At 58.2% G+C, this 24,459-nt stretch carries 28 protein-coding genes, 3 tRNA genes and 1 pseudogene; 13 read left to right on the top strand and 19 right to left on the bottom strand.

Annotated elements, in window-relative coordinates:
- Positions 1–131: 131 nt before the first annotated feature.
- The gene (locus tag ACA074_RS15120; protein ID WP_401263861.1) at positions 132–413 is read right to left on the bottom strand and encodes a peptidylprolyl isomerase; all 282 of its coding nucleotides are present in this window, start codon (positions 411–413) and stop codon (positions 132–134) included.
- A 95-nt stretch (positions 414–508) separates the two neighbouring features.
- Positions 509–1,378: a lipase family alpha/beta hydrolase gene (locus ACA074_RS15115; RefSeq protein ID WP_497679332.1), complete on the bottom strand. Its 870-nt coding sequence runs from the start codon at positions 1,376–1,378 to the stop codon at positions 509–511.
- 335 nt (positions 1,379–1,713) lie between these two features.
- On the opposite strand from ACA074_RS15115, the gene ACA074_RS15110 reads away from it, so the two are divergent.
- Complete coding sequence (locus ACA074_RS15110) at positions 1,714–2,799, top strand: hypothetical protein (protein WP_497677261.1); 1,086 nt, start codon at positions 1,714–1,716, stop codon at positions 2,797–2,799.
- Between the two features lie 47 nt (positions 2,800–2,846).
- On the opposite strand, the gene ACA074_RS15105 is transcribed toward ACA074_RS15110, so the two are convergent.
- Positions 2,847–3,923, bottom strand: a complete 1,077-nt coding sequence (locus ACA074_RS15105; protein ID WP_497677260.1) for a 3-deoxy-7-phosphoheptulonate synthase — start codon at positions 3,921–3,923, stop codon at positions 2,847–2,849.
- A 618-nt stretch (positions 3,924–4,541) separates the two neighbouring features.
- Between ACA074_RS15105 and ACA074_RS15100 the strand changes: the two genes are divergently transcribed.
- From ACA074_RS15100 to ACA074_RS15060, 9 genes and pseudogenes are all read left to right on the top strand, one after another.
- On the top strand, positions 4,542–5,303 hold the full coding sequence (locus ACA074_RS15100) for a carbon-nitrogen hydrolase family protein (protein WP_497614178.1): 762 nt from the start codon (positions 4,542–4,544) through the stop codon (positions 5,301–5,303).
- On the top strand, positions 5,300–5,743 hold the full coding sequence (locus tag ACA074_RS15095) for a GNAT family N-acetyltransferase (protein ID WP_497657398.1): 444 nt from the start codon (positions 5,300–5,302) through the stop codon (positions 5,741–5,743). Before ACA074_RS15100 ends, ACA074_RS15095 begins: the two co-directional genes overlap by 4 nt.
- A 127-nt stretch (positions 5,744–5,870) precedes the next feature.
- Positions 5,871–6,512, top strand: a complete 642-nt coding sequence (gene gacA, locus ACA074_RS15090; protein ID WP_016984198.1) for a response regulator transcription factor GacA — start codon at positions 5,871–5,873, stop codon at positions 6,510–6,512.
- 2 nt (positions 6,513–6,514) lie between these two features.
- On the top strand, positions 6,515–8,338 hold the full coding sequence (gene uvrC, locus ACA074_RS15085) for an excinuclease ABC subunit UvrC (protein ID WP_187679928.1): 1,824 nt from the start codon (positions 6,515–6,517) through the stop codon (positions 8,336–8,338).
- A 32-nt stretch (positions 8,339–8,370) separates the two neighbouring features.
- Entirely contained in the window at positions 8,371–8,931 is a 561-nt protein-coding gene (gene pgsA, locus ACA074_RS15080; RefSeq protein WP_007950102.1) for a CDP-diacylglycerol--glycerol-3-phosphate 3-phosphatidyltransferase, read from the top strand.
- Between the two features lie 60 nt (positions 8,932–8,991).
- Positions 8,992–9,067, top strand: a tRNA-Gly gene (locus ACA074_RS15075).
- Positions 9,068–9,112: 45 nt separating this feature from the next.
- Positions 9,113–9,186, top strand: a tRNA-Cys gene (locus ACA074_RS15070).
- 194 nt (positions 9,187–9,380) lie between these two features.
- Positions 9,381–9,467 (top strand) — tRNA-Leu (locus ACA074_RS15065).
- A gap of 240 nt (positions 9,468–9,707) precedes the next feature.
- Positions 9,708–10,523, top strand: a pseudogene (locus ACA074_RS15060) (LysR family transcriptional regulator); the annotation flags it as partial.
- Between the two features lie 78 nt (positions 10,524–10,601).
- Here the strand turns inward: ACA074_RS15060 and ACA074_RS15055 are convergent.
- From ACA074_RS15055 to ACA074_RS15015, 9 genes are all read right to left on the bottom strand, one after another.
- The gene (locus tag ACA074_RS15055) at positions 10,602–10,886 is read right to left on the bottom strand and encodes a hypothetical protein (protein ID WP_497677259.1); all 285 of its coding nucleotides are present in this window, start codon (positions 10,884–10,886) and stop codon (positions 10,602–10,604) included.
- A 261-nt stretch (positions 10,887–11,147) separates the two neighbouring features.
- Positions 11,148–11,378, bottom strand: a complete 231-nt coding sequence (locus ACA074_RS15050; protein WP_497677258.1) for a hypothetical protein — start codon at positions 11,376–11,378, stop codon at positions 11,148–11,150.
- Between the two features lie 120 nt (positions 11,379–11,498).
- Entirely contained in the window at positions 11,499–11,729 is a 231-nt protein-coding gene (locus ACA074_RS15045; protein ID WP_401263873.1) for a hypothetical protein, read from the bottom strand.
- A 71-nt stretch (positions 11,730–11,800) separates the two neighbouring features.
- Positions 11,801–13,438 carry an ATP-binding cassette domain-containing protein gene (locus tag ACA074_RS15040; protein ID WP_497677257.1) on the bottom strand — a complete coding sequence of 546 codons (1,638 nt, stop codon included), beginning with the start codon at positions 13,436–13,438 and terminating at the stop codon, positions 11,801–11,803.
- A gap of 146 nt (positions 13,439–13,584) precedes the next feature.
- Complete coding sequence (locus tag ACA074_RS15035; RefSeq protein ID WP_401263877.1) at positions 13,585–14,622, bottom strand: DNA topoisomerase IB; 1,038 nt, start codon at positions 14,620–14,622, stop codon at positions 13,585–13,587.
- Between the two features lie 72 nt (positions 14,623–14,694).
- Positions 14,695–15,774: a molybdenum ABC transporter ATP-binding protein gene (gene modC / locus ACA074_RS15030; protein WP_497677256.1), complete on the bottom strand. Its 1,080-nt coding sequence runs from the start codon at positions 15,772–15,774 to the stop codon at positions 14,695–14,697.
- A 3-nt stretch (positions 15,775–15,777) separates the two neighbouring features.
- Positions 15,778–16,458, bottom strand: a complete 681-nt coding sequence (gene modB, locus ACA074_RS15025) for a molybdate ABC transporter permease subunit (protein WP_187679922.1) — start codon at positions 16,456–16,458, stop codon at positions 15,778–15,780.
- Entirely contained in the window at positions 16,459–17,226 is a 768-nt protein-coding gene (gene modA, locus ACA074_RS15020) for a molybdate ABC transporter substrate-binding protein (protein ID WP_497657395.1), read from the bottom strand.
- 168 nt (positions 17,227–17,394) lie between these two features.
- Positions 17,395–18,459, bottom strand: a complete 1,065-nt coding sequence (locus tag ACA074_RS15015; RefSeq protein WP_497677255.1) for an NAD(P)H-dependent flavin oxidoreductase — start codon at positions 18,457–18,459, stop codon at positions 17,395–17,397.
- 304 nt (positions 18,460–18,763) lie between these two features.
- Here ACA074_RS15015 and acuI point away from each other — a divergent pair, with 304 nt between their 5' ends.
- Complete coding sequence (gene acuI, locus ACA074_RS15010; RefSeq protein ID WP_497677254.1) at positions 18,764–19,747, top strand: acrylyl-CoA reductase (NADPH); 984 nt, start codon at positions 18,764–18,766, stop codon at positions 19,745–19,747.
- 8 nt (positions 19,748–19,755) lie between these two features.
- Here the strand turns inward: acuI and ada are convergent, their stop codons facing one another.
- The 5 genes from ada to ACA074_RS14985 form a co-directional block, all read right to left on the bottom strand.
- Complete coding sequence (ada, locus tag ACA074_RS15005; protein ID WP_497677253.1) at positions 19,756–20,823, bottom strand: bifunctional DNA-binding transcriptional regulator/O6-methylguanine-DNA methyltransferase Ada; 1,068 nt, start codon at positions 20,821–20,823, stop codon at positions 19,756–19,758.
- Positions 20,824–20,910: 87 nt separating this feature from the next.
- Positions 20,911–21,576 carry a DNA oxidative demethylase AlkB gene (gene alkB, locus ACA074_RS15000; RefSeq protein ID WP_497677252.1) on the bottom strand — a complete coding sequence of 222 codons (666 nt, stop codon included), beginning with the start codon at positions 21,574–21,576 and terminating at the stop codon, positions 20,911–20,913.
- A gap of 5 nt (positions 21,577–21,581) precedes the next feature.
- The gene (locus tag ACA074_RS14995; protein WP_497677251.1) at positions 21,582–22,292 is read right to left on the bottom strand and encodes a 2OG-Fe(II) oxygenase; all 711 of its coding nucleotides are present in this window, start codon (positions 22,290–22,292) and stop codon (positions 21,582–21,584) included.
- A gap of 93 nt (positions 22,293–22,385) precedes the next feature.
- Positions 22,386–22,562, bottom strand: a complete 177-nt coding sequence (locus ACA074_RS14990) for a hypothetical protein (RefSeq protein ID WP_497657391.1) — start codon at positions 22,560–22,562, stop codon at positions 22,386–22,388.
- A 28-nt stretch (positions 22,563–22,590) separates the two neighbouring features.
- Positions 22,591–22,893, bottom strand: a complete 303-nt coding sequence (locus tag ACA074_RS14985; protein WP_042559354.1) for a DUF1883 domain-containing protein — start codon at positions 22,891–22,893, stop codon at positions 22,591–22,593.
- Positions 22,894–23,103: 210 nt separating this feature from the next.
- On the opposite strand from ACA074_RS14985, the gene ACA074_RS14980 reads away from it, so the two are divergent.
- Positions 23,104–23,460 (top strand): hypothetical protein, encoded by a 357-nt coding sequence (locus tag ACA074_RS14980; RefSeq protein WP_187679914.1) that lies wholly within the window; start codon positions 23,104–23,106, stop codon positions 23,458–23,460.
- Positions 23,461–23,531: 71 nt separating this feature from the next.
- Positions 23,532–23,762 carry a hypothetical protein gene (locus ACA074_RS14975; protein WP_187679913.1) on the top strand — a complete coding sequence of 77 codons (231 nt, stop codon included), beginning with the start codon at positions 23,532–23,534 and terminating at the stop codon, positions 23,760–23,762.
- A gap of 3 nt (positions 23,763–23,765) precedes the next feature.
- Here ACA074_RS14975 and ACA074_RS14970 read toward each other — a convergent pair whose 3' ends face one another.
- Together ACA074_RS14970 and ACA074_RS14965 are read right to left on the bottom strand one after the other, a co-directional pair.
- Positions 23,766–24,047, bottom strand: coding sequence for a hypothetical protein (locus ACA074_RS14970; RefSeq protein WP_187679952.1), 282 nt, complete (start codon positions 24,045–24,047; stop codon positions 23,766–23,768).
- A gap of 156 nt (positions 24,048–24,203) precedes the next feature.
- Complete coding sequence (locus ACA074_RS14965; RefSeq protein WP_401263892.1) at positions 24,204–24,395, bottom strand: hypothetical protein; 192 nt, start codon at positions 24,393–24,395, stop codon at positions 24,204–24,206.
- Positions 24,396–24,459: the final 64 nt, after the last annotated feature.

Raw genomic sequence — 24,459 nt, 5'->3', positions numbered from 1 at the left:
TCAGCCTTGGAACCGGGTAATCGATAAGCGCAAGTTGTACGCGAGAGGCGCGTCAGTCGCCAGCCGTATGTGTAACTGAAACACAACGGCCCACCAGAAGGCGGGCCGTTGGACAGCGCTCAGGCGACGGATCAGTCCTGACGGCTGGTGACTTCCAGCAGGTGATAACCGAACTGGGTTTTTACCGGGCCTTGCACGACGTTGATTGGCGCGCTGAATACCACGGTGTCAAATTCCTTGACCATTTGGCCTGGACCGAACGAACCCAGGTCGCCACCCTGACGGCTGGATGGGCAAGTGGAGTTGGCCTTAGCGATTTCAGCGAAATCAGCGCCGCCTTCGATCTGGGCCTTGAGTTCGTTGCATTTGGCTTCATCGGAAACCAGGATGTGACGGGCAGTGGCTTTAGCCATGAGAAAACTCTCCAATCTATTTCAATAAAGTGCGGAGCCTACCGGATTCAGTGGTCGAATTCTCGGCAAAGTTCCGTTCGGTTGTCATGGCCTGATCAGAGATTCGCTGCTTGCAGGCGCGCGGCATGCTCAACGTAAAGGTCTATCGGGTCGAACTGACCGGTTACCTTGCCGGCGCAATAGCGCAGGCTGCTCAGGTGATCCAGCGGATAGTCGGAACGGATGACTTGACCCAAGTGAGAGCTGAAACGCCCGACGAAGCCGTCATTCTGCTCCCCCTCGGTCATGAAATACTGCGACAGCGCCCGGCAGGCTCCCTGCACCGGGTCGAGTGTTGCTAGCCCAATGGCCGGAAGAACGCCGCTCCAGGAGTAATAACGTACACCATTGACCTGTTCGGGGCCGTGTCCGCCCCAAGTGCCGGGTAATCCCTGTGGAAACCTGTCGTTGAAGTCACCCACTCCCTCGGTCGTCAGTGCATTGAGCGCCGCCAATGCATTCTGCGGCAGCGTGGTACTGCCGCTAAGCAACGAAAGAAAATCGGCAAATACCGTCGCCACGTTCTGCGCGACGACTTCCGGCAGCCGACCTGGAACCAGCGCCTTGCGCAAAAAGTCAGCCAATTCCGAGCCATGATTGGGGCCGCTGACTGAAGTCACTGAGGCCACGGCGTGTGGGGCAAGCGCTGCTGCGTATCGAGCCGCCAAAGCTCCCTGGCTGTGCCCGATGAGATTGACTTTTTTGGCACCTGTGCCCCGCAGGACACTGTCAATCTGCGTCAGCAGTTGCTTACCCCTGACTTCATTGTCGTGGGTGGCGGAGAGGTGTGGAACGAACACTCGGCAGTCAGCGGTTTTCAAAGCGTCCTTGACGTCATGAAACAGCTCGAAATGGCCGATACGCTCAAATCCAAACAGGCCGTGTACCAACAGTATGGGATAACGAGTTGTAGCACTCCGTTGCATGTTCTTACCTTTTTCGCAGAAGTTCATCGGGGAAATCTGTTGGCCACTCTAAAACACACACCTCGTTGAAGAAGTACGAAGAGGCTTCACTTGGCCGTTGAATTCGGACTAGAGGCTGTACGAATTTTCAGATACTTACGAAATCCAAATCGGAAGTTCTAGCCGTCCTCCGCCTGGGGAAGGTCGATTTAGTGTTGGTTGCCTACCGGGCTTGTAGCTTTTGCGCCATGGCTGCGGTGTATCGGGCTGATATCGAGAACACCAGCAATCGCGTTCAATGTTGGCTGTCGACGCCGTCATGAAGACAGCGTTTTATCCAGGGAATGGAGTTGCGAATGAACATGCATGAAATCGAGTTTTGCTATCGAATGCGTCACCCCGCCAGCCCCAAGACGACACATGAACAGTTGCCAGCAGCAACGCTTGATTCTCTACAGGGGAGCGTGCTCGATCCCGCTCTGAGCAAGGCCGTCGTTCGTATCGCGCCTTATGCAAACATGGCGTGTGGCGATCAGTTGCTGATGAGTTGGGAGGGGCTGGATGTCGAGGGTTTTGTTTATCAGCACGAAATGGTCCGCTTTGTCAGCGAAGCTCAGGTAGGCAAAGACGTCGTCTTCGTTATCAAAGGCATGCACGTCGCGGCCCTGGATGGCGGTTCACTGGAGGTCTACTGGACACTTGTCAGCGCGGCCCTGCCCGAACCTGCATCGTCTGCGCGCTTGCAACTGACAGTGGGGGATTCAAGGCCTCAGTTGCTTGCCCCGCACGTCGAAGGTGCAATCGGTGGGGCCCTGGATCCGGCGCGGGTCGTGGAAGGGGCACTCGTCACTCTCCAGCCCTACGCACGAATGGCGGCAGGCGATCAGGTGTCACTGAGCTGGTGCGCAGACGCGCCATCCGCATCGTTCCACGACAGATTGAAGGTCGAAACCTTTGCTGTTTCAGATTTGCTGTCTTTCTGGGTTCCACCTGAGTACATCGCAGCAAATCTCGGTGGTGAGGTGTCGGTACGCTACCGAGTCGAGCAGTCCAATGGCGTGGCACGTGAGTCCGAGCCGACGAGGATTCTCATCAACCCGTTTCTTCGTGGCGAACTGGACGCACCCGACGTACTTGAAGCTGAGGACGGCGTACTGCTTGCGGAAGACTCGATTGATGGCGTAACCGTCGTGATCGGCAACGCTCAGGCGCAAGAGGGTGAGCTGGTTTATCTCAAATGTGACGGAGACTTTTTCAATCATCGGGATGATCGCGAAATCACCCGGGAAACCGCAGGAAAGCCGCTGATTTTTATCGTTCCACATCGCTTCTGGCGCGAGCACCACGGATCTGCCGTACGCGTTGCGTACACGGTTGAGCGTTTGGACGATGTCAGTCAGGAGTCCGCAGTGACGCGGGTGCAGGTAGAGGCGAAGCTGTAACGCTGACGGCCCTCCAGTTTGAATAAGCCGGAGGGCCTGTCTCGCAATCAGCGTCTGGCTTGTGCGCCAAGACGCTGAGCAGCATCGACCAGCAATCGCTCTGTTGCGCTGAAACCGAGGCAGCCATCAGTGATCGAAACGCCGTAGCGCAGCGATGCACTCAGCGGCTGACAGCCTTCGAACAAATGAGACTCCAGCATCATGCCGATGAGTGAACGATCACCGTGTAAGCGTTGTTCAAGCACTTCATTGAAAACGCCAGGTTGACGCAATGGGTCTTTGCCGCTGTTGGCGTGGCTGCAATCGACCATGATTCGGCTCGGGATCTTCAGTCGGTCCAGATCGGCGTGAATGCTGGCAATGCTTTCGCGATCATGGTTGGGGCCTTTATGTCCGCCGCGCAGTACCAGATGGGTGTCAGGGTTGCCAGGCGTCTGGATGATGGCTGGGTGTCCCTGGCTGTCGACCCCGAAATGGCGATGCGGGTGTGAGGCCGAGCGCATGGCATCGACAGCCACGGCCGCGCCGCCGTCGGTGCCATTTTTGAATCCTACCGGCATGTTCAAGCCGCTGGCCATCTCGCGATGGATTTGTGATTCGGTTGTGCGTGCGCCAATGGCAACCCAACTGAGCAAGTCGTCGAAGTAGCCAGCTGCCATGGGTTGCAACAATTCGGTCGCCACGGGCAAGCCGAGACGGATCATTTCCAGCATCAGCCCACGGGACAGGGACAGGCCTGCGGCCATGTCATCACTACCGTCCAGGTGCGGGTCATAAGCCAGGCCTTTCCAGCCGACTGTAGTGCGCGGTTTTTCGACGTAGGCGCGCATCACCAGCAGCATTTCGTCGCTGACTTCTTCTGCCAGGCGGGCGAGTTTTCCGGCGTATTCAAGAGCGGATTGAGGGTCGTGGATAGAGCAGGGGCCAACGATTACCAGCAGGCGCTGATCCTCACCGTTGAGGATCGCGCGAACCGCTTGGCGGTGGGCGGCGACTTGTTGGCTCAAGGCATTGCTCAATGGCAATTGCTGTTTGAGTTGCAACGAGCTGGGCAGACGCAGGGTCAGTGCTTCGTTGGCAGAATCGAGGGTGGGCAGTGGCAGAGCAGAAACTGACGAGTTCATATTCGGTCTTCCTGGGCTGGCGGCGGGCTTTTCCCGCGCGCTCGGCCCTACTGGGGTGTTCGACAATTGGCCGTATTGGCTACGTGTGCATGTTTGCCACCTGTAGGTGACCGATCGGAGGCGGCAGGCTGTCCCGAGCGGAGGCTGCTAAATCGCCAGGCGCTAAAGCTGTCGTAACGGTAATAAGTGGCGTAGTTCATTGCGTAAATCCTCAAGGTGTCTGATGTGTTGCTGAAAAATTTTGGGCCTGAAAAAACAAAACCCCCGGTCGGGAAGCCGACCGGGGGTTGAGAAATCTCTGGTAGGCGACCCGTTTTTATGGGCGCCGTTTGGGTATCAGGCGCGCCAGTGGCTAAACCAATACCCAAAATAAAAGCTGACCGGAGCGCAAACGTCATTCGCCCGGGCAGCCGCAACCGAGCGCAGTGCGCTGGCGGTACGAAGCTGTGAGAGGGCGTTGAACATGGTCTGTCTCCGATGAATGCGCTGAGCTTACTAGAGGCCGACACGCCTCAGCAATCAGAAAATGCTATAGCGCGGCTAGCCAAATGCCTATTGCTTGAGCGCTGCATGAGTTGTGACACACTCAGCGTTTTGCCTGATGACCAAGGTTGAATCATGTCGACATTGAACATTGCAGCCGCCCAGACTACTTCCATTGCTGGCGATCTTGCCGCAAACATCGCCAGCCATATGCGCTTCATCGAGGTCGCGGGGGAGCAGGGTGTGGAGTTGCTGGTGTTTCCTGAGCTGTCACTGACCGGCTACGAAGGCGAGGTGGCTGCGGCATTGGCCATCGATCCACAGGATGCTGTGCTTCAGCCACTACGGGATCTGGCGCACGCACTGGGTGTGACGGCTGTCGTCGGCATGCCGATTCGACTGAAACACAGTTCGGCGGTATTGATTGGCGCACTGGTTCTGGGCGCCGACGGATCGCTTGGGGTGTACAGCAAACAACATCTGCACTCGGGCGAGGAGCGGGTCTTCGCCGCTGGGTTCGGCGGGTCACCCCTGAGCATCGGTAACGATAAGGTAGCGCTGGCGGTCTGCGCCGATTTCTCTCATGCCAGCCATGCGGCTGCGGCCGCTGATCTAGGCGCCGACCTTTACGCTGCGGGTGTGTTAATCAGTGAGCAGGGCTACGACGCAGACGCCGCGGTGCTGCAGGGTTATGCCCGACAACATGCGATGGCGGTGCTGATGGCCAACCATAGTGGCCTTACCGGCGGTTGGCAGTCGGCGGGGCGTAGCGCGATTTGGTCCGAGGACGGTTCACTGATTGCTGCGGCGCCGGGGTCGGGTGATCTTCTCGTGGTCGCCCGGCGTGACGCCGGTGCATGGCAGGGGCGAGTCATTTACGTGGAACAGGCTCAATGACATTCCAGGCACGCCCTGCGACAACAGAGGACCTGGCGTTTTCGCGCTACCTTACTTGTCAGAACATGCTGCGTTACTACATTCACCATGACCTGTTGTGGCAGGACGAGGCATTCGATGTTGCATGGCTTGGGCGCGAGAACTGGCTGATATTGCGTGATGATGTGCCGGCAGGTTTTTTCAGTCTCAGCCGAGATTCGCGCGCACTGTATATTCGTGAACTGCAGATTGCTGAAGCCTTTCAGCGGCAGGGTGCAGGTTCCTGGGCGATTGATCAGGTTATTGGCATGGCTCATCAGGAAAGGCGCCCGGCTTTGCGACTCACCGTGTTTGAAAATAACCCGGCGAAATATTTGTATGAAAGAAAAGGACTACGCGTGCAAGGCGAGGACGAGTGTTTCCTGCGGATGCAGCTGGATATCGGTACACCTGTGCTCTGAAACCCACGGCGGGCAAGCCCTCAATGATGAATTGAAACTTTTTAAATGATGCTTGCCGCTAGGTCTGTCCGGTACTTTTTGCTAAGGTGTCCGGCATCCCAATAAGACCATATCGCGAGGTGTCTGCTTGATTAGGGTGCTAGTGGTCGATGACCACGATCTCGTTCGTACAGGCATTACACGGATGCTGGCCGATATTGATGGCTTGCAGGTGGTGGGCCAGGCCGAATCCGGGGAAGAATCCCTGATCAAGGCCCGAGAGTTGAAACCCGATGTGGTGTTGATGGACGTCAAGATGCCCGGCATCGGCGGCCTGGAAGCCACGCGAAAACTGTTGCGCAGTCATCCGGACATCAAAGTGGTCGCGGTTACGGTGTGTGAGGAGGATCCTTTTCCTACTCGGTTGCTGCAGGCAGGTGCTGCTGGCTATTTGACCAAAGGCGCGGGTTTGCCGGAGATGGTTCAGGCCATTCGCCTGGTCTTTGCCGGTCAGCGCTATATCAGCCCGCAGATTGCTCAACAATTGGCGATCAAGTCCTTTCAGCCGTCCAACGATTCGCCCTTCGACGCTTTATCCGAGCGTGAAATCCAGATCGCTTTGATGATTGTCGGCTGTCAGAAGGTGCAAATCATTTCCGACAAGTTGTGCCTGTCGCCGAAAACCGTTAACACCTATCGCTACCGTATTTTCGAAAAGCTTTCGATCAGCAGCGACGTCGAGTTGACACTGTTGGCGGTTCGTCACGGCATGGTTGATGCCAGCCTCTGACCATGATTGAAACATTCGATTCCAGCGCCTTCCTGTCTACCGTCAGCGGGCGCCCCGGCGTCTATCGCATGTTCGACAGCGATGCGCGCCTGTTGTATGTCGGCAAGGCCAAAAACCTGAAGAAGCGCTTGGCGAGTTACTTTCGCAAGACCGGGCTGGCGCCGAAAACGGCTGCATTGGTTGGTCGCATTGCTCAGGTCGAAACGACCATCACCGCCAACGAAACGGAAGCGCTGCTGCTTGAACAGACACTGATCAAGGAATGGCGGCCGCCGTACAACATCCTGCTACGCGACGACAAATCCTATCCCTATGTTTTTCTGTCAGATGGGCAGTTCCCGCGTTTAAGCATCCATCGCGGGGCAAAAAAGGCCAAGGGCAAATACTTCGGGCCTTATCCAAGTGCCGGCGCCATTCGCGAAAGCCTGAGTTTGCTGCAAAAGACGTTTTTCGTTCGTCAGTGTGAAGACAGTTACTACAAGAACCGCACACGCCCATGTCTGCAATATCAGATCAAGCGATGCAAGGCACCTTGCGTCGGGCTGGTCGAGCCTGATGTTTATGCCGAAGACGTGCGCCACTCGGTGATGTTTCTTGAAGGGCGCAGTCATGCGCTGACCAATGAGCTGTCCACGGCAATGGAAGAGGCGGCGATCAACCTTGAGTTCGAGCGTGCCGCCGAGCTGCGTGATCAGATCGCATTGCTACGCCGCGTGCAGGACCAGCAGAGCATGGAAGGGGGCACGGGTGATATTGACGTCATCGCTGCCTTCGTCAACCCGGGCGGTGCCTGCGTGCATCTGATCAGTGTCCGTGGCGGACGCGTGCTGGGCAGCAAGAATTTCTTCCCGCAAGTCGGGATCGAAGAAGACGTTTCTGAAGTCATGGCGGCGTTTCTTGGGCAGTATTTCATCAGCAGCCCGGAGCGCGACCTGCCGAGCGAACTGATTGTTAACGTCGTGCATGAGGACTTCCCGACACTGATTGAGGCGATTAATGAACTGCGTGGTCGCGAATTGGCCATCAGTCATCGGGTGCGCGGCACCCGCGCGCGCTGGCAGCAACTGGCCGTCACCAACGCAGAACAGGCGTTGGGCGCACGCCTTGCCAATCGGCAGCACACGGCAGCGCGTTTTGATGCACTGGCTGAGGTGTTGAACCTGGATGAGCCGCCACAGCGTCTGGAATGCTACGACATCAGTCACTCCAGCGGCGAGGCTACGGTCGCGTCCTGCGTGGTCTTTGGCCCGGAGGGCGCAATCAAGTCGGATTACCGTCGCTATAACATCGAAGGTGTCACGGCAGGTGACGACTATGCCGCCATGCACCAGGCGCTGACGCGACGATTCAGTAAGCTCAAGGACGGCGAGGGCAAGTTACCGGATATTCTGCTGGTCGACGGTGGCAAGGGGCAGCTATCGATGGCCCGTGACGTTCTCAATGAGCTTGCAGTCCCGGATCTGATCTTGCTCGGTGTGGCCAAAGGCGCAACCCGCAAGGCCGGCTTTGAAACTTTGTATCTGAATGATGCCGCGCACGAGTTCACCTTGCGCGGCGACTCACCCGCATTGCACTTGATCCAGCAGATCCGCGATGAGGCCCACCGATTCGCAATTACCGGACACCGCGCACGCCGCGGTAAAACACGCCGCACGTCCACACTGGAAGGCGTTGCCGGCGTCGGGCCGACCCGACGTCGCGACTTGTTGAAACATTTTGGTGGATTGCAGGAGCTGTCTCGTGCAAGCATCGAAGAGATCGCCAAAGCCCCGGGGATCAGTAAAAAGCTCGCAGAGTCGATTTATGCAAACCTGCATAGCGAGTAGAATGCCCCTTCACCTCGTAGCCAGTTGTGCCGATGAATATCCCTAATCTGATTACCGTTCTACGCGTCCTGCTCATTCCGATCTTCATTTTGCTGTTCTATCTGCCTTACCAGTGGAGTTACATGGCCTCCGCCTCGGTGTTTGCCTTTGCGGCAGCCACCGACTGGCTGGATGGTTATCTGGCCCGCCGTCTGGAACAAAGCACTCCGTTCGGCGCTTTTCTTGATCCGGTCGCCGACAAACTCATGGTCGCGGTGGCGCTGGTACTGCTGGTGCAAGAACACGGCAATCTCTGGCTCACGCTGCCGGCTGCCGTGATCATCGGTCGTGAGATTGTCGTATCGGCATTGCGTGAATGGATGGCCGAACTCGGCGCCCGTGCTCATGTAGCTGTATCGAATCTAGGCAAATGGAAAACCGCTGCGCAGATGCTGGCGCTGGTCATTCTGCTGGCCAATCCGAAAGACTTCAGTTTCTGGGTGATCCTCGGTTATGCCTTGCTGATGGTGTCGGCAGGTCTGACTTTGTGGTCGATGGTTCAATACCTTCGCGCTGCCTGGCCACATCTGAAAACCGATGTTGAAAAGAAATAAAACTTTTTTGAATCAAGGGGTTGACGGGGCTTCTGAAATCTATAGAATGCGCCACACCAAGCGGGAATAGCTCAGTTGGTAGAGCACGACCTTGCCAAGGTCGGGGTCGCGAGTTCGAGTCTCGTTTCCCGCTCCAATTTGTACGTGTTTGTTGTTGTGCTACTGACAGCAGATGCTTTGAGGCCGAGTAGCAAAATGGTTATGCAGTGGATTGCAAATCCACCTACGCCGGTTCGATTCCGACCTCGGCCTCCACTATAAACAAGCTCCGTAGATCCATGATTTACGGAGCTTTTTTATTTCCAGTGCGCTGCAAGATTTTGTCTTGAATACGGCCATTGCGAACTTGCTTCACCGGGAAGTGATGTATATATTTCCCGCTCTGCTGCTTAGCGTGCATCCTGTCAGGATTGCGACTCGGCAGTTGAAATGAGCTACACCGCGCTACCGCCCGAATGGCGAAACTGGTAGACGCATGGGACTTAAAATCCCCCGCTCGTAAGGGCGTGCCGGTTCGATTCCGGCTTCGGGCACCATGAATATCAAGGGCTCGCATGAGATTTCTCATGCGAGCCCTTATTTTTTGCCCGCCATAATATGGACTGTGCACCGCGATTCACTCGCAAATAGTCATATCCTTCGACGAGCCATAGCCCACGTGATTTTTTGTAACGTCACCATTGGCTCCTGCCTTGTAGGCCCAAAGAAAGTCACTCTTGGGACGTCGCCGGCGCAACCGGGTAATCCACGTAGCCATGGTGATCGCCACCAAAGAAAGTGCTCGGCTGACGCGCCAGGTGGCGGGACTGGAAAACGAGCTTGGCGCCAGCCTGCTCAACCGCACGACTCGCAATACCAGCGTCACTGTCGCCGGGCAAACCTATTTCGAGAAAGCCGTGGCCATTCTCGACGCCATCGATGAGGCCGACGCGGTCGTCGCCGATCGTGGCAGCGAGGCGTAAGGCCGACTGCGAATCAGCGTCCCCGTCGAGTTTGGCCGACGCATCATTGCGCCGCATTTGAGTCGCCTGCTGGATCGTCATCCGGGGCTGGAAATCAGCCTGTCGCTGAGCGACCAGGTCAGTGATCTTTTGAGTGAGCAGATCGATGTTTCCGTGCGCCTCGGCTCCTCGGTGGTCAGCGACGATATCGTCAGCAAGCGGGTAGGGGCGTTCCAGCGCTGGGTGGTGGCCAGCCCGGATTATTTGAGTCGGCACCCGACGCCATGCCATCCCCGCGACCTGCTCGAACACCAATGTCTGCGCTTTGATTACGCTGGCTTCCACCTGCACTGGACCTTTCAGGGCGACGAAGAAACCATCCAGCTCAACGTCCACGGTCGCCTGCAAAGCAACAACGCCGATATTCTGCGCGAAGCAGCAATAGCGGGCGGCGGGGTGACATTGCTGGCCGATTGGCTGGTGCGCGACGACGTCGCGGCAGGGCGACTCACCCGATTGCTGGAACACTATGAGGTCAATCCCGGCAGTGCGAGCAGTTGCATCAATGCGCTGTATTTGCCCAATCACCGGGGGTCTAGCCGGATCAATGTGTTTATTGATTTTCTTGAGGAGATTCTCGCTGCGAGATAGATCCCTGGCGAAACTGTCTTCTGAGTAACAACTAACGCAAAAATGGGCCGACTTGCTCGGCCCATTTTTTATCCCGCTCTAAACAAATGCCTGCCCGGCAAATCCACGAGGCAAGCGTTGAAGCCCGGCCATCGCCGTGAGCCGCTCGATCCATTCTGCGCGCCAGTTTGTTGCGCCATGAGTGGTTTTTGCGTGCCGTGCGCTGCGTCGGGCTGCATTGCGTTGATCTTTTCTCGCCTGTTTGTAGGCATCGGTATTACGGCAACTGCGGCACTTCACGCGATTGAGTTCCTTGCTCGCAGAGAGTTGCTTGCCTTTGTGGCCGCAGGCCAGATGCCCGCCGACGTTGAAATGGATAACCATGGACCGTCTCCTTCGTGACGTGTACAGGTTATGACAACTCGTAGATAGCGCGGTTCGGTGAGTGGAACTGCACGCAAAAAAACACCCGCATGCGGGCGGGTGAGAGGGGGACTTTCTAAAGGAGTAATTTCACTGTAAGCGCTTAGATGTGATGGTTATGTGAAAAGAACCAAATCCCTGAGCGAAGAATATAAATGCCGCACAGGCGACGCAGCGGTGGCACAAGCGTCACCGCGTATGAAGCCTTATTGCCAACCGGTGCTATCTGAACCGAGGTAGCGGCCGATCGATTGGCTTGAGCGCTGTCAGCGTGTTGCGGATCAGCGGCGCGTCTTTCTCGATATCGTTCAGGCGATCGCGGATGCGCAGGGCGGTCGGGTGTCCGCCTTGGTTATCGACCCAGTCGGCGATCTCTTTGCAAGCTGCCGCGAGGCGCGCCTGCCGGGCGTCGAGCAGGGTGAGGAGGGTGGTGATGGACTCTTTTTCGGACATGGAACACCTCCGTTCGTGAAACCGCTGAGCGGCAGCAAAAAGCCCGCTATTTGCGAGCCTTCTGCCGTTGGGGCGCCGCTCCTTCAGCTGGTTTCAGTATAGACCCGCTTCTGCTCGGCATCAGCCGGAAGACTCGCGGGCCGTAATGGGCGAACTGACTGCATTGAGACGGGTGCATTCGCGCCGAGCGTCTGCTTCCGCGTCGTAGCCATCGCCGATGAAGCCGCCTGTTCGGGTATCGCAAATGCGGAACCAGCCAATGGCTTCGGCGGGATCATGCTGGCTGTCCTCGGCGCGTCGACCGTGAATAATGATCTTGTTGCAACGCTTCACGACGAAAATGTCTTCCATGGCGTCACCGCAGCTGATTCGTGTCACATCAACTATAGAAGCCCCCGGCGATCGTGCAAAAAATAGACAGGTCAACTCGTCGGTTGCAGGTGCCAACCTTGCGGATGCCAAATCAAATCATGGGTCGGGTTTAAGGCGCGTAGAAACGTTTGATCGTGGGAAACGGCGACGATCGCCCCGGGAAATGTCTGCAATGCCCGCTCGAAAGCTTCCACGGATGCCAGATCAAGATGATTGGTCGGCTCATCAAGCAGCAACAATTGCGCCGGCGTCTGGCGCCACAATGCCAGGGCCAGCGCGGCTTTCAGGCGTTCACCGCCACTGAGCGAGGCACAGGGCAAGGTGACGCGCCGCGCATTAAGTTGCAGATGCGCCAGATAGCTGCGCAAGGTGCCTTGGTCCAATGGCGTTTGTTGTGCCTTCAGTTGCTCAAGGATGGATGTCCGCTCATCCAGCAGCGTCAATTGTTGATCGATGAACGCAAAAGGCACGTGGGTCATGCATTCACCGCACACAGGTCTCAGGTCATTGGCGAGGATGTTCAGCAGAGTCGATTTGCCACACCCGTTGGGGCCGCTGACGGCAATGCGCATCGGCCCGTGGATGGCGAGGCTCACCCGCGTAGAAGGCGCACCAGTCGGCAGCCATGGCAGGCACGCATCGACCAGTGTGCAGACCTGACGCTTGCTCGGCACGACGCTGCCCGGCAGGTTGATCAGCACCCCGTCGGCGGGCACGACGTTCGCATAAGCGTCGCGCACACGAGTATCCAGATCGGATTTACGTGCCTGATGCCCGTGGCGCACCTTGCCCATGATTTCTCGCGCAGCCGCTTTAGCGGCCACTCGTTCGAAGCTGGCCACGTTGGCAGTCTCAGCTTTACGCCGGCTGCCGGCAGCATGGCGCTGGATCGCATCGTGCTCGCGTTGCAGTCTCGAACGCTCGCGCTGGCGTTCGATCCGGGCTTGATCAAATTGAGCTTGCGCAGCGGCTTGATGGATTCGGCGTTGTTCGGCAAATTCCGAATAACAACCGCTGAAGACGCTGGCGCCCAAAGGCGTGAGTTCAATGATTTTGCGCATTTGCTCCAGCAACTGCCGGTCATGGCTGACGACGATCAAACCACCGCGCCATTCTTCGAGTTTTTTCGTCAGCCACTGCCGGCCCGCGCTGTCGAGATGATTGGTCGGTTCATCCAGCACCAGTAATTGTGCCGGGCTCAGCAGCGCGCCAATCAGGGCGATCCTGGCTTGTTGGCCGCCGCTGAGGTTGGCCGTCAGATCGTTCGCAGCGATGTCGGTCAGTCCGCACTCATCGAGTAACTGGCGCAAGCGTTCCGGCAAATCCCAGCGTTCGCCAATGATGTCGAAATCCCCGGCACTGGCTTGCCCCAGGTTGAGTCGCCCCACGGCCGCCAGAACGGAGGCCGCGCCCGTTGCGTCGGCCACGGTTTGCCCCGGTGGTGCGACGAAGTTTTGTGAGACGTAATGCACAGTAAAAGAACTCACCACGCTGCCGGTTGTGGGCCGCAGCTGCCCGGCAATTAGCCGTGCGAGTACGCTTTTGCCGACACCGTTGCGTCCGACGATAGCGGTCGGCAGATGATCGAATTTCAGATTCAGGTCGTTGAAAATCGTCTCGCCATTGGCGAATTGAAAACCCAGTTGATTCAGCGAGACGAGTGCGGGCGTACGCGAGACGTGAGTCATCGGCACCTCCAGAAAAATGTCGTGAAAACTGACAAGCGCCGTTTGCGGCGTGTCGCGATTACATTTTCAGAGGGCTGAGTTGTTCACTTCTGCGGTCGTCCTGGGGAGGGGAAAGGTGGCTAGCCTAGAGGACGACGCGCAATCGATCAAGGTGTAGCCGTTATCTCGCTCATGCGTTCGAGAAACATCGCCAATGCCACTTCCTCGGCGCGCAGGCCCTTGCGCACGCGCGGGCGCGGTAATTCGGCGAGGGCACCGAGCATGAATTTTTCCACCACCGCCGGGTGGATGTAGCACTTGCGGCACACCGCTGGCGTGTTGCCCAACTGTTTGGCGACACCCTTCACCATTTCCACCACGTGCCGTTTGGCTTCCGTTTCGGACTCGTGTTTAAGCTCGCGCAAAACCGCCAATGCCAAGGCACTGCCGGCCCAGGTGCGATAGTCCTTGGCAGTGAAATCGGCACCGGTAAGGGTTTGCAGGTACGTGTTGACGTCGGAGGAGCTGACGGTGTGCCGCTCGCCGTTTTCGTCCAGATACTGGAACAGGTTCTGGCCAGGAAGCTCCAGGCAGCGCTTGATGATCCGCGCCAGGCGTCGATCTTTCACGGTGATTTGGTGTTCGATGCCGCTCTTGCCCCGGAACTGGAACAGGATCGCACTGCCGTTAACCTCGACATGCCGACTGCGCAGGGTGGTCAGGCCGTAGGAGCGATTGTCCCGCGCGTACTGCGTATTGCCGACCCTGATCAGCGTGGCGTCGAGCAGGGTGATCACCGTCGCCATGACTTTATCGCGGCTGAATCCGGGGGCCGCCAACAGGGTTTCCAGCTGTTTGCGCAACTTCGGCAGCGCCAGACCGAACTCGCGCAGCCGCGAGTACTTGTCGGCGTCGCGCACTTCGCGCCACCGCGCGTGATAGCGGTATTGCTTGCGGCCACGGGCATCGCGGCCGGTGGCTTGCAGATGGCCGCGTGGGTCGAGACAGATCCACACGTCAGTGTAAGCCGGCGGCACGGCGAGGGCGTTGATGCGTTTGATTTCGTCCGGATCAGTGATGCGCTGGCCCGACGGTTCGAAGTAGCTGAACTTGCCGCGCAGTTTTTTGCGGGTGATGCCGGGCTGTGTGTCATCGACGTAATGCAGGTCGGATGGCAGTGCATCGGTCAGCGCGGTATCGGGCATGGCGGCTTCCTTCGTTGGCGCGGCGGTCTGTAAAACGATTGACCGCGCACTGATGCCGTCGTGCCAACGGATTTAGGCGAGCACTGCGACTGCCTTGATTTGCGCCCAGAGTTGCTGACCCGGACGCACACCCAGTTGGTCGCGCGAGTACCGTGTGATGCGTGCCAGCAGCGGAGTGCCGCCAGCGTCGAGACGGATCAGCACATGGGCGGCGTTGTCTGCCGCTTGCTCGCTGATCACGGTCACCGGCAGGCGATTGAGGATGCTACTGAAAGCGTCGTTGTGCAGGGCCAGGCTGATGTCGCGCGCGTGTACCTTGCAGCGCAAGGCCTGGCCCACGGCCATCGGTGCATGAGTGACGCGGATGTTCATTTCGGTGGCCGGCAGTTGCAGGCTCAGCAACTGATATTCCGCATCGTAGGCACTGACCTGGCCTTCAATGATCACGCCGGCGTCATCGCCCATTGCCATCGGCAAGTCCAGACGGGCGAGGGTTTCGCCGATCGGGCCGCTGGCCAGGGCCTTGCCATCGTTGAGCAACACCAGATGGTCGGCCAGACGAGCGACTTCATCCTGCGCATGACTGACGTACAGCACCGGAATATCCAGTTCGTCATGCAGGCGTTGCAGATACGGCAGGATTTCGTTTTTGCGCTGGCTGTCGAGCGCGGCCAGTGGCTCGTCCATCAGCAGCAATTTCGGACTGGTCAGCAGCGCGCGGGCGATGCCGACACGCTGACGCTCGCCACCGGACAAATGCTGCGGATGCCGCTCGAGCAAATGACCGATCCCCAGCAGTTCGGTGGCGTGCGCCATGTCTACGCGACGCTGCGACTTGGCGATGCGCTTGAGGCCGAATTGCAGATTGGCCAGCACCGACAAATGCGGGAACAGGCTGGCTTCCTGAAATACATAACCCAGTGCGCGTTTGTGCGGCGGGACGAGAATCCCGTTTTCGCTGTCCTGCCAGACTTCTTCGTTGATCTGGATAAAACCGTGGTCGGCGCGCTCAAGCCCCGCAATACAACGCAGGCAGGTGGTTTTGCCCGAACCGGAATGGCCGAACAGTGCGGTGACGCCGCGGCCCGGCAAGTGCAGATCGACATCCAGGCTAAAGCCTGAGTAAGCCAGTTGAAGACGTGCATCAATCATTGATCAGCTCCAGCCCGCGCGGGTTTTACGGCTGGAGTACAGCACCAGCAACACCAGAAACGAAAACACCAGCATCGCGCCCGCCAGCCAGTGAGCCTGGGCGTATTCCATCGCTTCGACGTGGTCGTAGATTTGCACGGAGACCACGCGGGTCTTGTCGGGAATATTGCCGCCGATCATCAGCACGACGCCGAATTCACCGACGGTATGCGCGAAGCCCAGGATCGCCGCAGTGACAAAGCCGGGACGGGCCAGCGGCAGGATCACGCTGAAAAACGTGTCCCACGGGTTGGCGCGCAACGTCGCGGCCACTTCCAGCGGGCGGGTGCCGATCGCCGAGAACGCGTTTTGCAACGGTTGCACCACGAAAGGCATGGAATAGATCACCGAACCGATCACCAGTCCGGTGAAGCTGAACGTCAGGGTGCCGAGCCCCAGCCATTGGGTGAACTGGCCGAGAAAGCCGTGTGGCCCCATCATCAGCAACAGATAGAAGCCGATGACGGTCGGCGGCAGCACAAGGGGCAGGGCGACAATCGCCCCGATCGGGCCGCGCAGCCACGAGCGGGTGCGCGACAGCCACAGGGCAATCGGAGTGCCGACAATCAACAGGATCACGGTGGTCAGGGACGCCAGTTTCAGGGTCAGCCAGATCGCCGCGAAATCAGCACTCGTCAGCGACATTTAGAGCTGATAACCGTAAGACTTGATCACCGCAGCGGCTTTCGGGCCTTTGAGGTATTCAACCAGTGCCTTGGCTGCCGCGCTGTCCTTGCCTTTGTTGAGGATCACCGCGTCCTGTTTGATCGGGTCATGCATGCTGGCCGGGACGATCCACGCCGAACCGCTGCTGACTTTGCCGTTCTTGTAGATCTGCGACAGCGCCACAAAGCCCAGTTCGGCGTTGCCGGTGGAGACAAACTGATAGGCCTGAGTGATGTTCTGGCCTTCAACGATTTTGGCTTTGGTGGCTTCGGTCAGCTTGAGCTTTTCCAATACCTGTGTGGCGGCCAGGCCGTATGGCGCGGCTTTAGGGTTGGCGATGGACAGGTGCTGGTATGCGTTCTTCTTCAGCACTTCACCCTGGGCATCGACGTAACCGTCCTTCGCCGACCACAGCGCCAGAGTGCCGATGGCGTAGGTGAAGCGCGAGCCTTTAACCGTGTCGCCTTCTTTTTCGAGCTTTTCCGGGGTGGTGTCGTCAGCCGAGAGGAACACCTCGAACGGTGCGCCATTCTTGATCTGGGTATAGAACTGGCCGGTGGCGCCATAGGCTGCGACCAGTTTGTGCCCGGTGTCTTTTTCGAAGTCGGCTGCGATGGCCTGGATCGGAGCGGTGAAGTTGGCTGCAACCGCTACCTGTACTTCGTCAGCCTGAACTGCGCCAATGGCGAAGACCGCCAGCAAGGATGCAAGGCAGGCAGGGGCAAAACGTGAGGCAAGAATGGTCATGAAACAGCTCCGTTATTGGCGGTGCAGAGGGCAGTTCTTATTGGAATGGACTGCGCCGATGCAGAGGTGAAATCGCTATATAGCGAAATATATAGCGAAATGCCGCCAAACGGGAAGCTCTGCTGGAAATCAGGGTAAAGACCTTTGCTTCCTCACCCTGTTCACCCGTCAACGACGAGTCAGCTTAGCCAACGCACCTTCGGCCAATTGCCGCGTCAGCTCGGCGCTACTGATGTCCTCGCCCAGTGTGAAGGCCTGACCGGCCCACAGGTTGGCGAACTGCGCGTCATCTTTCGCACGCAATGGCATCAATGCTCCACCGGCCAACGGAAATGCCGGTGCTTTCGGCGACATCGGCCCCAGTTCACGCATGACGCGGTTGAGAATGCCGCGAGCGGGACGCCCGGTGAAAAGGTTGGTGATCGCTGTTTCGCTTTCTTTGGCCGTGCGCAGGGCCTTGTGATGCGAGGCGCTGACTTTCGCTTCGGGGGTGAACAGATACGCGGTGCCGACCTGTACCGCCGAAGCGCCCAGCATGAACGCCGCCGCAACACCGCGGGCATCGGCAATCGCCCCGGCGGCAATCACCGGCACTTTCACTGCATCGACTACCTGCGGCACCAGGGCAAACGTGCCGACCTGGCTGCTCAAGTCATCACTGAGAAACATCCCGCGATGGCCACCAGCTTCGTAGCCCATGGCGATGATTGCGTCGCAGCCGTTCTGCTCCAGCCAGACCGCTTCATCGATGGTGGTTGCAGAAGAGAGGATTTTTGCGCCGGTGGCCTTCACTCGATCGAGCAAGGATTTTTCCGGCAGGCCGAAGTGAAAACTCACCACCTCAGGCCGGAATTCCTCCAGCACTTCGCACGCCGCCGCATCGAACGGCGCCCGGTTGGACACGGGTGTTGGCGCATCGAAGTCGACGCCCAGTTCGCGATAGTACGGCTCCAGCAGATTCTTCCAGTCGCGCGCCCGCTGCTCATCGGCTGCGGGCGGGTGGTGACAGAAAAAATTCACGTTGAAAGGCTTGTCGGTGTGCTGACGAATCGTCTTCAGTTCTTCGCGCAACTGCTCGATGCTCAGCAATGCCGCCGGCATCGACCCGAGGCCGCCGGCGTTGCAAACGGCAATCACCATGGATGAGTTCGTGGCACCGGCCATCGGGCCCTGAATGACTGGCAGTTCAATGCCGAGCAAGTCGACGATGCGGGTATCTGGCCATGGGCTCATGGGAGCGGTTCTCCGAACGATAAAACGGGGCAGGGACGGTAGAGCCGGTTTTTTAACAGTAAAACCGGATAAAGGGCCACTCTGAAATACAGAACGTCACATTCAGATTTTCAGCGTTGACGGAATCTGCCTCCGCCAAATGAATGGTTCAGGAATTGCGAGCAGCTGTGAAAACCTCGGGTACGCTGATTGCCAAAGTTGTTGGCGGGGATTCGCCGATTGGCGGAAAGTCGAGTGTGGCAACCTGTTGCGATGTGCTATTTGAATGGCATGACTACCGCAAACCCTTCCATGAGAGGCCATCATGTTCAACGGTATTTTGATCAATAAAGACGACAACGGTTACCGCGCCAACCTGCAACAGATCAACGAAGAGCAGTTGCCCGAAGGCGATGTCACGGTCAACGTCGCCTACAGCACGTTGAATTTCAAGGACGGTCTGGCGATTACCGGCAGCAGCCCGGTGGTGCGCAAATTTCCGCTGGTGCCGGGGATTGATCTGGCGGGCACGGTCGAAGTCAGTTCCCATCCTGACTATAAAGTGGGCGACCAGGTGCTGCTCAATGGCTGGGGCGTCGGCGAAAGCCACTGGGGTGGCCTGGCGCAGAAGGCACGGCTCAATGGTGACTGGCTGATTCCACTGCCCAAGGCTTTTACGGCAGCACAGGCGATGGCCGTCGGTACCGCCGGATACACTGCAATGCTGTGCATTCTGGCGCTTGAACGTAATGGTGTGACCCCGGAGCAGGGCGAGGTACTCGTCACTGGCGCTAACGGCGGCGTCGGCAGTTTCGCTATCGCGCTACTGAGCAAGCTCGGTTATCGGGTTGTGGCGTCCACCGGCCGGGTGTCCGAGCATGAATACCTGAAGCAGTTGGGCGCCAGCGAAATCATCGACCGCGCGACCCTCTCCGAACCGGGCAAGCCGCTGGCCAAGGAACGCTGGGCAGCGGTAATCGACTCGGTCGGCAGCCATACGTTGGCCAATGCCTGCGCCAGTACGCGTGCAGAAGGTACCGTCGCCGCGTGCGGTCTGGCGCAGGGCATGGATTTTCCAGCGTCGGTAGCGCCGTTCATTTTGCGTGGTGTCACCTTGGCGGGTATCAACAGCGTGACCCAACCCAAGGCGCGTCGCCTTGACGCGTGGGATCGCCTGGCCAGGGATCTGGACTTCACTTTGCTGCCATTGATCAGTCATGAAATTGCCTTGAGCGAAGTCATTGAAGCCGCGCCAAAACTACTGGCCGGACAGCTTCGCGGACGGGTTGTGGTTGACGTCAATCGCTGATTAAGTCGCTAAGGCTGCGTCTCGCGCTCAAGCAATTGCCGTTTGCGCTCCACCCCCCAGCGGTAGCCCGAGAGATTGCCATCGCTGCGCACCACGCGGTGGCAAGGGATCGCCACCGCCAGGCGGTTGGCCCCGCACGCTTGAGCCACGGCGCGCATGGAGGTCGGCGCGCCGATGCGCTGGGCAATCTCGGTGTAACTGGCGGTGCTGCCGAGCGGAATTTCCCGAAGCGCCTGCCAGACGCGTTCCTGAAAAGCCGTGCCGCGCACATCCAGCGGCAAATCCAGGCCAATGGCCGGTGTCTCGATAAAACCCACCACTTTGGCGATCAACTGTTCAAATCCAGAGTCGGCGCCAATCAGGTTCGCCTTGCGGAACTGGTCCTGGAGGTCACACACCAGTTGGTGAGGATCGTCGCCTAGCAGGATCGCGCAAACGCCGCGTTCGCTCTGCGCCACCAGAATCGCCCCGAGTGAACATTGCCCGACGGCGAAACGAATGTCGTTGTTCCGCCCGGCGGCGCGGTAGTCGCCGGGCTTCATTCCCAACAACTGATCGGCGGCTTCATAAAAACGGCTGTTGGAATTGAAACCCGCGTCATACAGCGCATCGGTCACAGAACCTCCGTCCGCCAGACGTTCACGGACTTTGCGCGAGCGGTGCGCACTGGCGTAACCCTTGGGCGTCAGTCCTGTCGCGGCTTTGAATACACGGTGGAAATGAAAGGGGCTTAACCCGGCTTTCTCGGCGAGTTCGTTGAGTGCCGGCAAGGTTTCGGCGGACTCGATCTGGCGGCAGGCTGTCGCCACCGTGGCGGCATGCTGAGCGCTCACGTCACTCTGATCCTTGCTGGCTCGTTTGCTGGGGCGATAACCGGCGGCTTCAGCCTGTTGGGCGGTGTCGAAGAACTCGACATTCTGTGGTTTCGGCAACCGCGCAAGACTGCTCGGGCGGCAGTAAATGCCAGTGGTTTTCACGGCATAGACAAATTGCCCGTCTGCCCTTGGATCCCGCGCTACCACGGCGGCCCAACGTGGATCGTCTTCAGCGTTGACGCGGGTTAAAAGCGTTTTCATGGTGGGTAATCCATTGACCTGTTTGATTCAGGTTAACCAGCGTGGGTAGACGCAACACTCCGGGCCTTGCGGTCAAACTTTTGCTGCTTATCCAGCAACGCGAAAAGTCAGATTGATCCTTTGTTCACCCAGTCGTGGGTGCCGACCCTGCTTGATCGGCAAAACCCCATGAAAGCGCAAACGATCGACGCCGCCCCAGATCACCATATCGCCATGCAGCAAAGGAATTCGCTGGCTCTTGTCGCTTCGAGCGAATCCGCCGAACAGAAACATCGCCGGCAACCCTAGCGACAGCGAAACGATCGGCGCCGCGTAGGCGTTTTCGTCTTTGTCCTGATGCAGTGACATCTTCGCGCCGGGGACATATTGGTTGATGAGACAGGAGTCTGCCTTGAAGTCGGAAAAACCCGATTCCAGCGCCGCCGCATGCGACAGGTCAACAAACACTGCTGGCATCTGCGGCCAGGGCAATCCGCTGAGCGGATCGACACGCGAGTAACGATAGCCGCTGCGATCGGTGATCCAGCCCAGCTCCCCACAACTGCTGGTGCCCACTGACATGCTGAAGCCGCCCGGAGTAACCATGTGGCGAAGCGGGGCGGCGACAAGAATGGCATCCAGCGCCGGCAGCAATTGCTCGATAAGCGGCAGGGCCAACCCGCGAAGCACCCACGATTGTTCGCCGATCTGTTCGGCGCGTGGCTGTTGTGCGGGTTCGTTGTCAGCGAACAAATCGAACGAGTGAGGCTGCATGGCGGTTATGTGGCGTCGTGAAAGATGATGCCTAGGGTATGCCTTTTTCCACTGTGCAGGCGACTGACACCATGACGCAGGGTCACCCGATAGTCACCGCGCACGCCTTTGACCGGACGTTGGTTGACGGCAAAAATCACCGCGTCGCCTTTCTTCAAGTCCAGCACTTGCGGCCTGGACTGCATACGCGGGCGTTGCTCGGTGAGCACAAACTCGCCGCCGGTGAAGTCGTGCCCGGGCTCTGACAGAAGAATTGCCACTTGCAGCGGATAAACCCGTTCGCCATACAGGTCTTGATGCAGGCAGTTGTAGTCCTGTGGGCCGTACTGCAATAACAGTGGAGTAGGGCGCAACTGCCCGGCGTTATGACAGCTCTGCAGAAATGCTGCGTGGGTCGGCGGGAAGCGAGTGGGCAGGCCCATCCGTTCGTGCCAGCGGTTGGCGATTGGCACCAGGCGCGGATAGAGCGCAGTGCGCAGACGTTCTACGGTCGTAGGAAGTGGATAGCGGAAGTACTTGTATTCGCCGCGACCGAAACCGTGGCGGGCCATGATGACCTGCGAACGAAAGGGTTCGGTCTGCGGATACAGGCCGCTCAAGCGATCACAGCTCTCGGCATGCAGCAGCGAACGGATGATCGCGCAGCCGTCCTGATCCAGTTGCTGTTCCAGGCTGACCCAGTCGAGCGCATCCAGCCGGGAGGGTGACATCGACATGCTGACTCCTTGACTCAAGGTCGAGGCGGTCAGTCTAGGCAGGCCCCAGCGGCAGATCACTCCGCCGCTTGCGGTTGAATTCCTGCCGCAGTCTTACAGCGCTTTGCTGACGGCGATCTCGCTGATCACGTCTTCGCTCTGGTCGTGGATCGCGTCCAGCGCAGCTTTGGCTTCTTCGGCGGTGCCGTTTTCCAGCTGCGCGAACTCGAAGCGGCGTTCACCGTTGAGTTTGTACTTGATGACGTATTTGGTCGTTTGGGCCACGGTCATGAATACCTGTCTGTGTGGGCGGGGCGGCTCAGCTGAGTTTGGAGCTGGAGCGGCGGATGATCTTGATCGAATGCGTCAGCGTCGGTTTGCGTGTAACGCTGATTGCCCGGGTGGTGACGGTGTCGATGGTGATGTTCCAGAAACCGGTGCTCGGCGCGGTGATACGCGCCGGGAACGTGTCGAAAGCGCCGCCGTGGTAAGAGTGACGACCGCCATTTTTGAAGCTGCGGAAGTTGGCGTCGCTCATCAAACGGATGTTGCAGGTTTGCGAGCACTGGATGACGACGATGTCGTCTTCGTTGAGGTGCTCGCGCTGGTGAATGAATTTCATGGGCGCCTCCAGAAGGGCTTTTTCTACTAAATCAAAACGATAGCTTGTAATTGCGCGCAGTTTATCAGCCCGCACGGGTTATTATCGGGCCGTCGGGCGTTGCTTTGACAATTTTGAACAGATATTCGCGATTGGATGCGGGTTAAATACAGAAGGCCCCGGAGAAAAACGGCATTTTTGCTGTCGGACGGTCTTTAACGGAGGTTTTGTATGAAGTGGGGTGTGGTGTGTCTGCCGTTGGTTTTGGCTGTGGGTGGTTGTGCGAGCGTTTCCGAAATCAATGAAACGCTGCCGACTGTGAGCGTGATCTCCGGAAAGAAACCCCAGGAGTACGCGCAGTGCCTGACCGAAAAACTGGCTGACAGCCGCGGCGCGCTGCAGGTGCAACCGCACAAGGATGGGGTTCGCGTTATTGTTCCGGGCAAACTGTCCTCAGGCCCGGCCGCCGTATTCGATATCGAAGATCGCTCCGGCGGCAGCAGCATCAAGCTGCATGAGCGCATGTCCAATGTGCCTGTTCGCCCGCACGATGTGCGTAACGCTGCCAATGCGTGTATTTCCGGCTGATAGACTGTGGGTCATCAGCATCGATGCCGTCACAGTCATGCTGTGACGGCATTTTCATTTATGGAGTCGCGATGAAGCGAGAGCAAGTGCGGGAGCGCCATGTAGAGGGCCTTATCTCTGCCACCCATGTAATCCAGAACCCGGCGAACTCGGGCGAATGGATCGTATTTTTCAAGAAAAGCGCCGGCCGCAGCTACTTCCTGGTGGACGAGAACGACGAAGTCGAGTCATTCAATCGACTCGACGATCTGATCGAAGTCGTGCGCGGGCTCGGAATCAAATTCGCTGAAATTCACATGTAGCGTCTATTTGCAGACCACCACCACGCTGCGGTTCTTGTAGTTGCCGACATCGACGCCCAGTGTCTTGTCGCTTTCCTTAGGCGCTGGCGTACCGTCGGTGCCGATGATGCGATAGCCGGTGCCTGCGCAAGAGGCGTCTGCCTTCTCATAGCAGGTGGCCCAGGAGTTGGCTTCACCGGAGCAGTCGATGGTCAGGCCCTGTTCGCCGTTGTTCAGGGTGGTAGGTTCGGAAGTGGCACAGCCGCTCATTACCAGTACCGCAATCAGTGGCAAAAATACTTTCATGTTCATAGTTGTCGTCTTCAGCGAGGGGGGGACTAGACGCTCTGACAGCGCCGGTGTGAAAAGGTTATAGCGATTGGCCACTTGTTTGCGACTGTTGTTTGGCCAGACACAAAAAAGCCCTGCACGATGGCAGGGCTCTGCTTGCGCCGCTGGAGATCAATCCTGATCTTTATCTTTGCCCCGACGCTTCGCCGACGCTGGGGTATCGGTGAACACCGACGCTACATCAGTCGCCAACTGTTCGCTGTCGAAAGGCCCGGCGACGTGTTCGCCATTGGTAGTAGTCAGAGTCCACTTGCCGTCTTTCTTGTCGATCACATACCCGTTGATGATTTTTACCGCGGCCATCTATCTGTCTCGTTCGCTGGTTCAAAGTCGCCATGATACCGGCAAATGCTCGCATTGGGGGGCG

The sequence above is a fragment of the Pseudomonas sp. LBUM1655 genome, assembly GCF_059716085.1.
This window is presented reverse-complemented; position numbering and strand designations above follow the sequence as displayed.

Excerpts from the sequence above, each read along its gene's own strand:
- ACA074_RS15120 (WP_401263861.1), bottom strand. The coding sequence starts at position 413 with ATGGCTAAAGCCACTGCCCGTCACATCCTGGTTTCCGATGAAGCCAAA.
- ACA074_RS15115 (WP_497679332.1), bottom strand. The coding sequence starts at position 1,378 with ATGCAACGGAGTGCTACAACTCGTTATCCCATACTGTTGGTACACGGC.
- ACA074_RS15110 (WP_497677261.1), top strand. The coding sequence starts at position 1,714 with ATGAACATGCATGAAATCGAGTTTTGCTATCGAATGCGTCACCCCGCC.
- ACA074_RS15105 (WP_497677260.1), bottom strand. The coding sequence starts at position 3,923 with ATGAACTCGTCAGTTTCTGCTCTGCCACTGCCCACCCTCGATTCTGCC.
- ACA074_RS15100 (WP_497614178.1), top strand. The coding sequence starts at position 4,542 with ATGTCGACATTGAACATTGCAGCCGCCCAGACTACTTCCATTGCTGGC.
- ACA074_RS15095 (WP_497657398.1), top strand. The coding sequence starts at position 5,300 with ATGACATTCCAGGCACGCCCTGCGACAACAGAGGACCTGGCGTTTTCG.
- uvrC (WP_187679928.1), top strand. The coding sequence starts at position 6,515 with ATGATTGAAACATTCGATTCCAGCGCCTTCCTGTCTACCGTCAGCGGG.
- pgsA (WP_007950102.1), top strand. The coding sequence starts at position 8,371 with ATGAATATCCCTAATCTGATTACCGTTCTACGCGTCCTGCTCATTCCG.
- ACA074_RS15055 (WP_497677259.1), bottom strand. The coding sequence starts at position 10,886 with ATGGTTATCCATTTCAACGTCGGCGGGCATCTGGCCTGCGGCCACAAA.
- ACA074_RS15050 (WP_497677258.1), bottom strand. The coding sequence starts at position 11,378 with ATGTCCGAAAAAGAGTCCATCACCACCCTCCTCACCCTGCTCGACGCC.
- ACA074_RS15045 (WP_401263873.1), bottom strand. The coding sequence starts at position 11,729 with ATGGAAGACATTTTCGTCGTGAAGCGTTGCAACAAGATCATTATTCAC.
- ACA074_RS15040 (WP_497677257.1), bottom strand. The coding sequence starts at position 13,438 with ATGACTCACGTCTCGCGTACGCCCGCACTCGTCTCGCTGAATCAACTG.
- ACA074_RS15035 (WP_401263877.1), bottom strand. The coding sequence starts at position 14,622 with ATGCCCGATACCGCGCTGACCGATGCACTGCCATCCGACCTGCATTAC.
- modC (WP_497677256.1), bottom strand. The coding sequence starts at position 15,774 with ATGATTGATGCACGTCTTCAACTGGCTTACTCAGGCTTTAGCCTGGAT.
- modB (WP_187679922.1), bottom strand. The coding sequence starts at position 16,458 with ATGTCGCTGACGAGTGCTGATTTCGCGGCGATCTGGCTGACCCTGAAA.
- modA (WP_497657395.1), bottom strand. The coding sequence starts at position 17,226 with ATGACCATTCTTGCCTCACGTTTTGCCCCTGCCTGCCTTGCATCCTTG.
- ACA074_RS15015 (WP_497677255.1), bottom strand. The coding sequence starts at position 18,459 with ATGAGCCCATGGCCAGATACCCGCATCGTCGACTTGCTCGGCATTGAA.
- acuI (WP_497677254.1), top strand. The coding sequence starts at position 18,764 with ATGTTCAACGGTATTTTGATCAATAAAGACGACAACGGTTACCGCGCC.
- ada (WP_497677253.1), bottom strand. The coding sequence starts at position 20,823 with ATGAAAACGCTTTTAACCCGCGTCAACGCTGAAGACGATCCACGTTGG.
- alkB (WP_497677252.1), bottom strand. The coding sequence starts at position 21,576 with ATGCAGCCTCACTCGTTCGATTTGTTCGCTGACAACGAACCCGCACAA.
- ACA074_RS14995 (WP_497677251.1), bottom strand. The coding sequence starts at position 22,292 with ATGTCGATGTCACCCTCCCGGCTGGATGCGCTCGACTGGGTCAGCCTG.
- ACA074_RS14990 (WP_497657391.1), bottom strand. The coding sequence starts at position 22,562 with ATGACCGTGGCCCAAACGACCAAATACGTCATCAAGTACAAACTCAAC.
- ACA074_RS14985 (WP_042559354.1), bottom strand. The coding sequence starts at position 22,893 with ATGAAATTCATTCACCAGCGCGAGCACCTCAACGAAGACGACATCGTC.
- ACA074_RS14980 (WP_187679914.1), top strand. The coding sequence starts at position 23,104 with ATGAAGTGGGGTGTGGTGTGTCTGCCGTTGGTTTTGGCTGTGGGTGGT.
- ACA074_RS14975 (WP_187679913.1), top strand. The coding sequence starts at position 23,532 with ATGAAGCGAGAGCAAGTGCGGGAGCGCCATGTAGAGGGCCTTATCTCT.
- ACA074_RS14970 (WP_187679952.1), bottom strand. The coding sequence starts at position 24,047 with ATGAAAGTATTTTTGCCACTGATTGCGGTACTGGTAATGAGCGGCTGT.
- ACA074_RS14965 (WP_401263892.1), bottom strand. The coding sequence starts at position 24,395 with ATGGCCGCGGTAAAAATCATCAACGGGTATGTGATCGACAAGAAAGAC.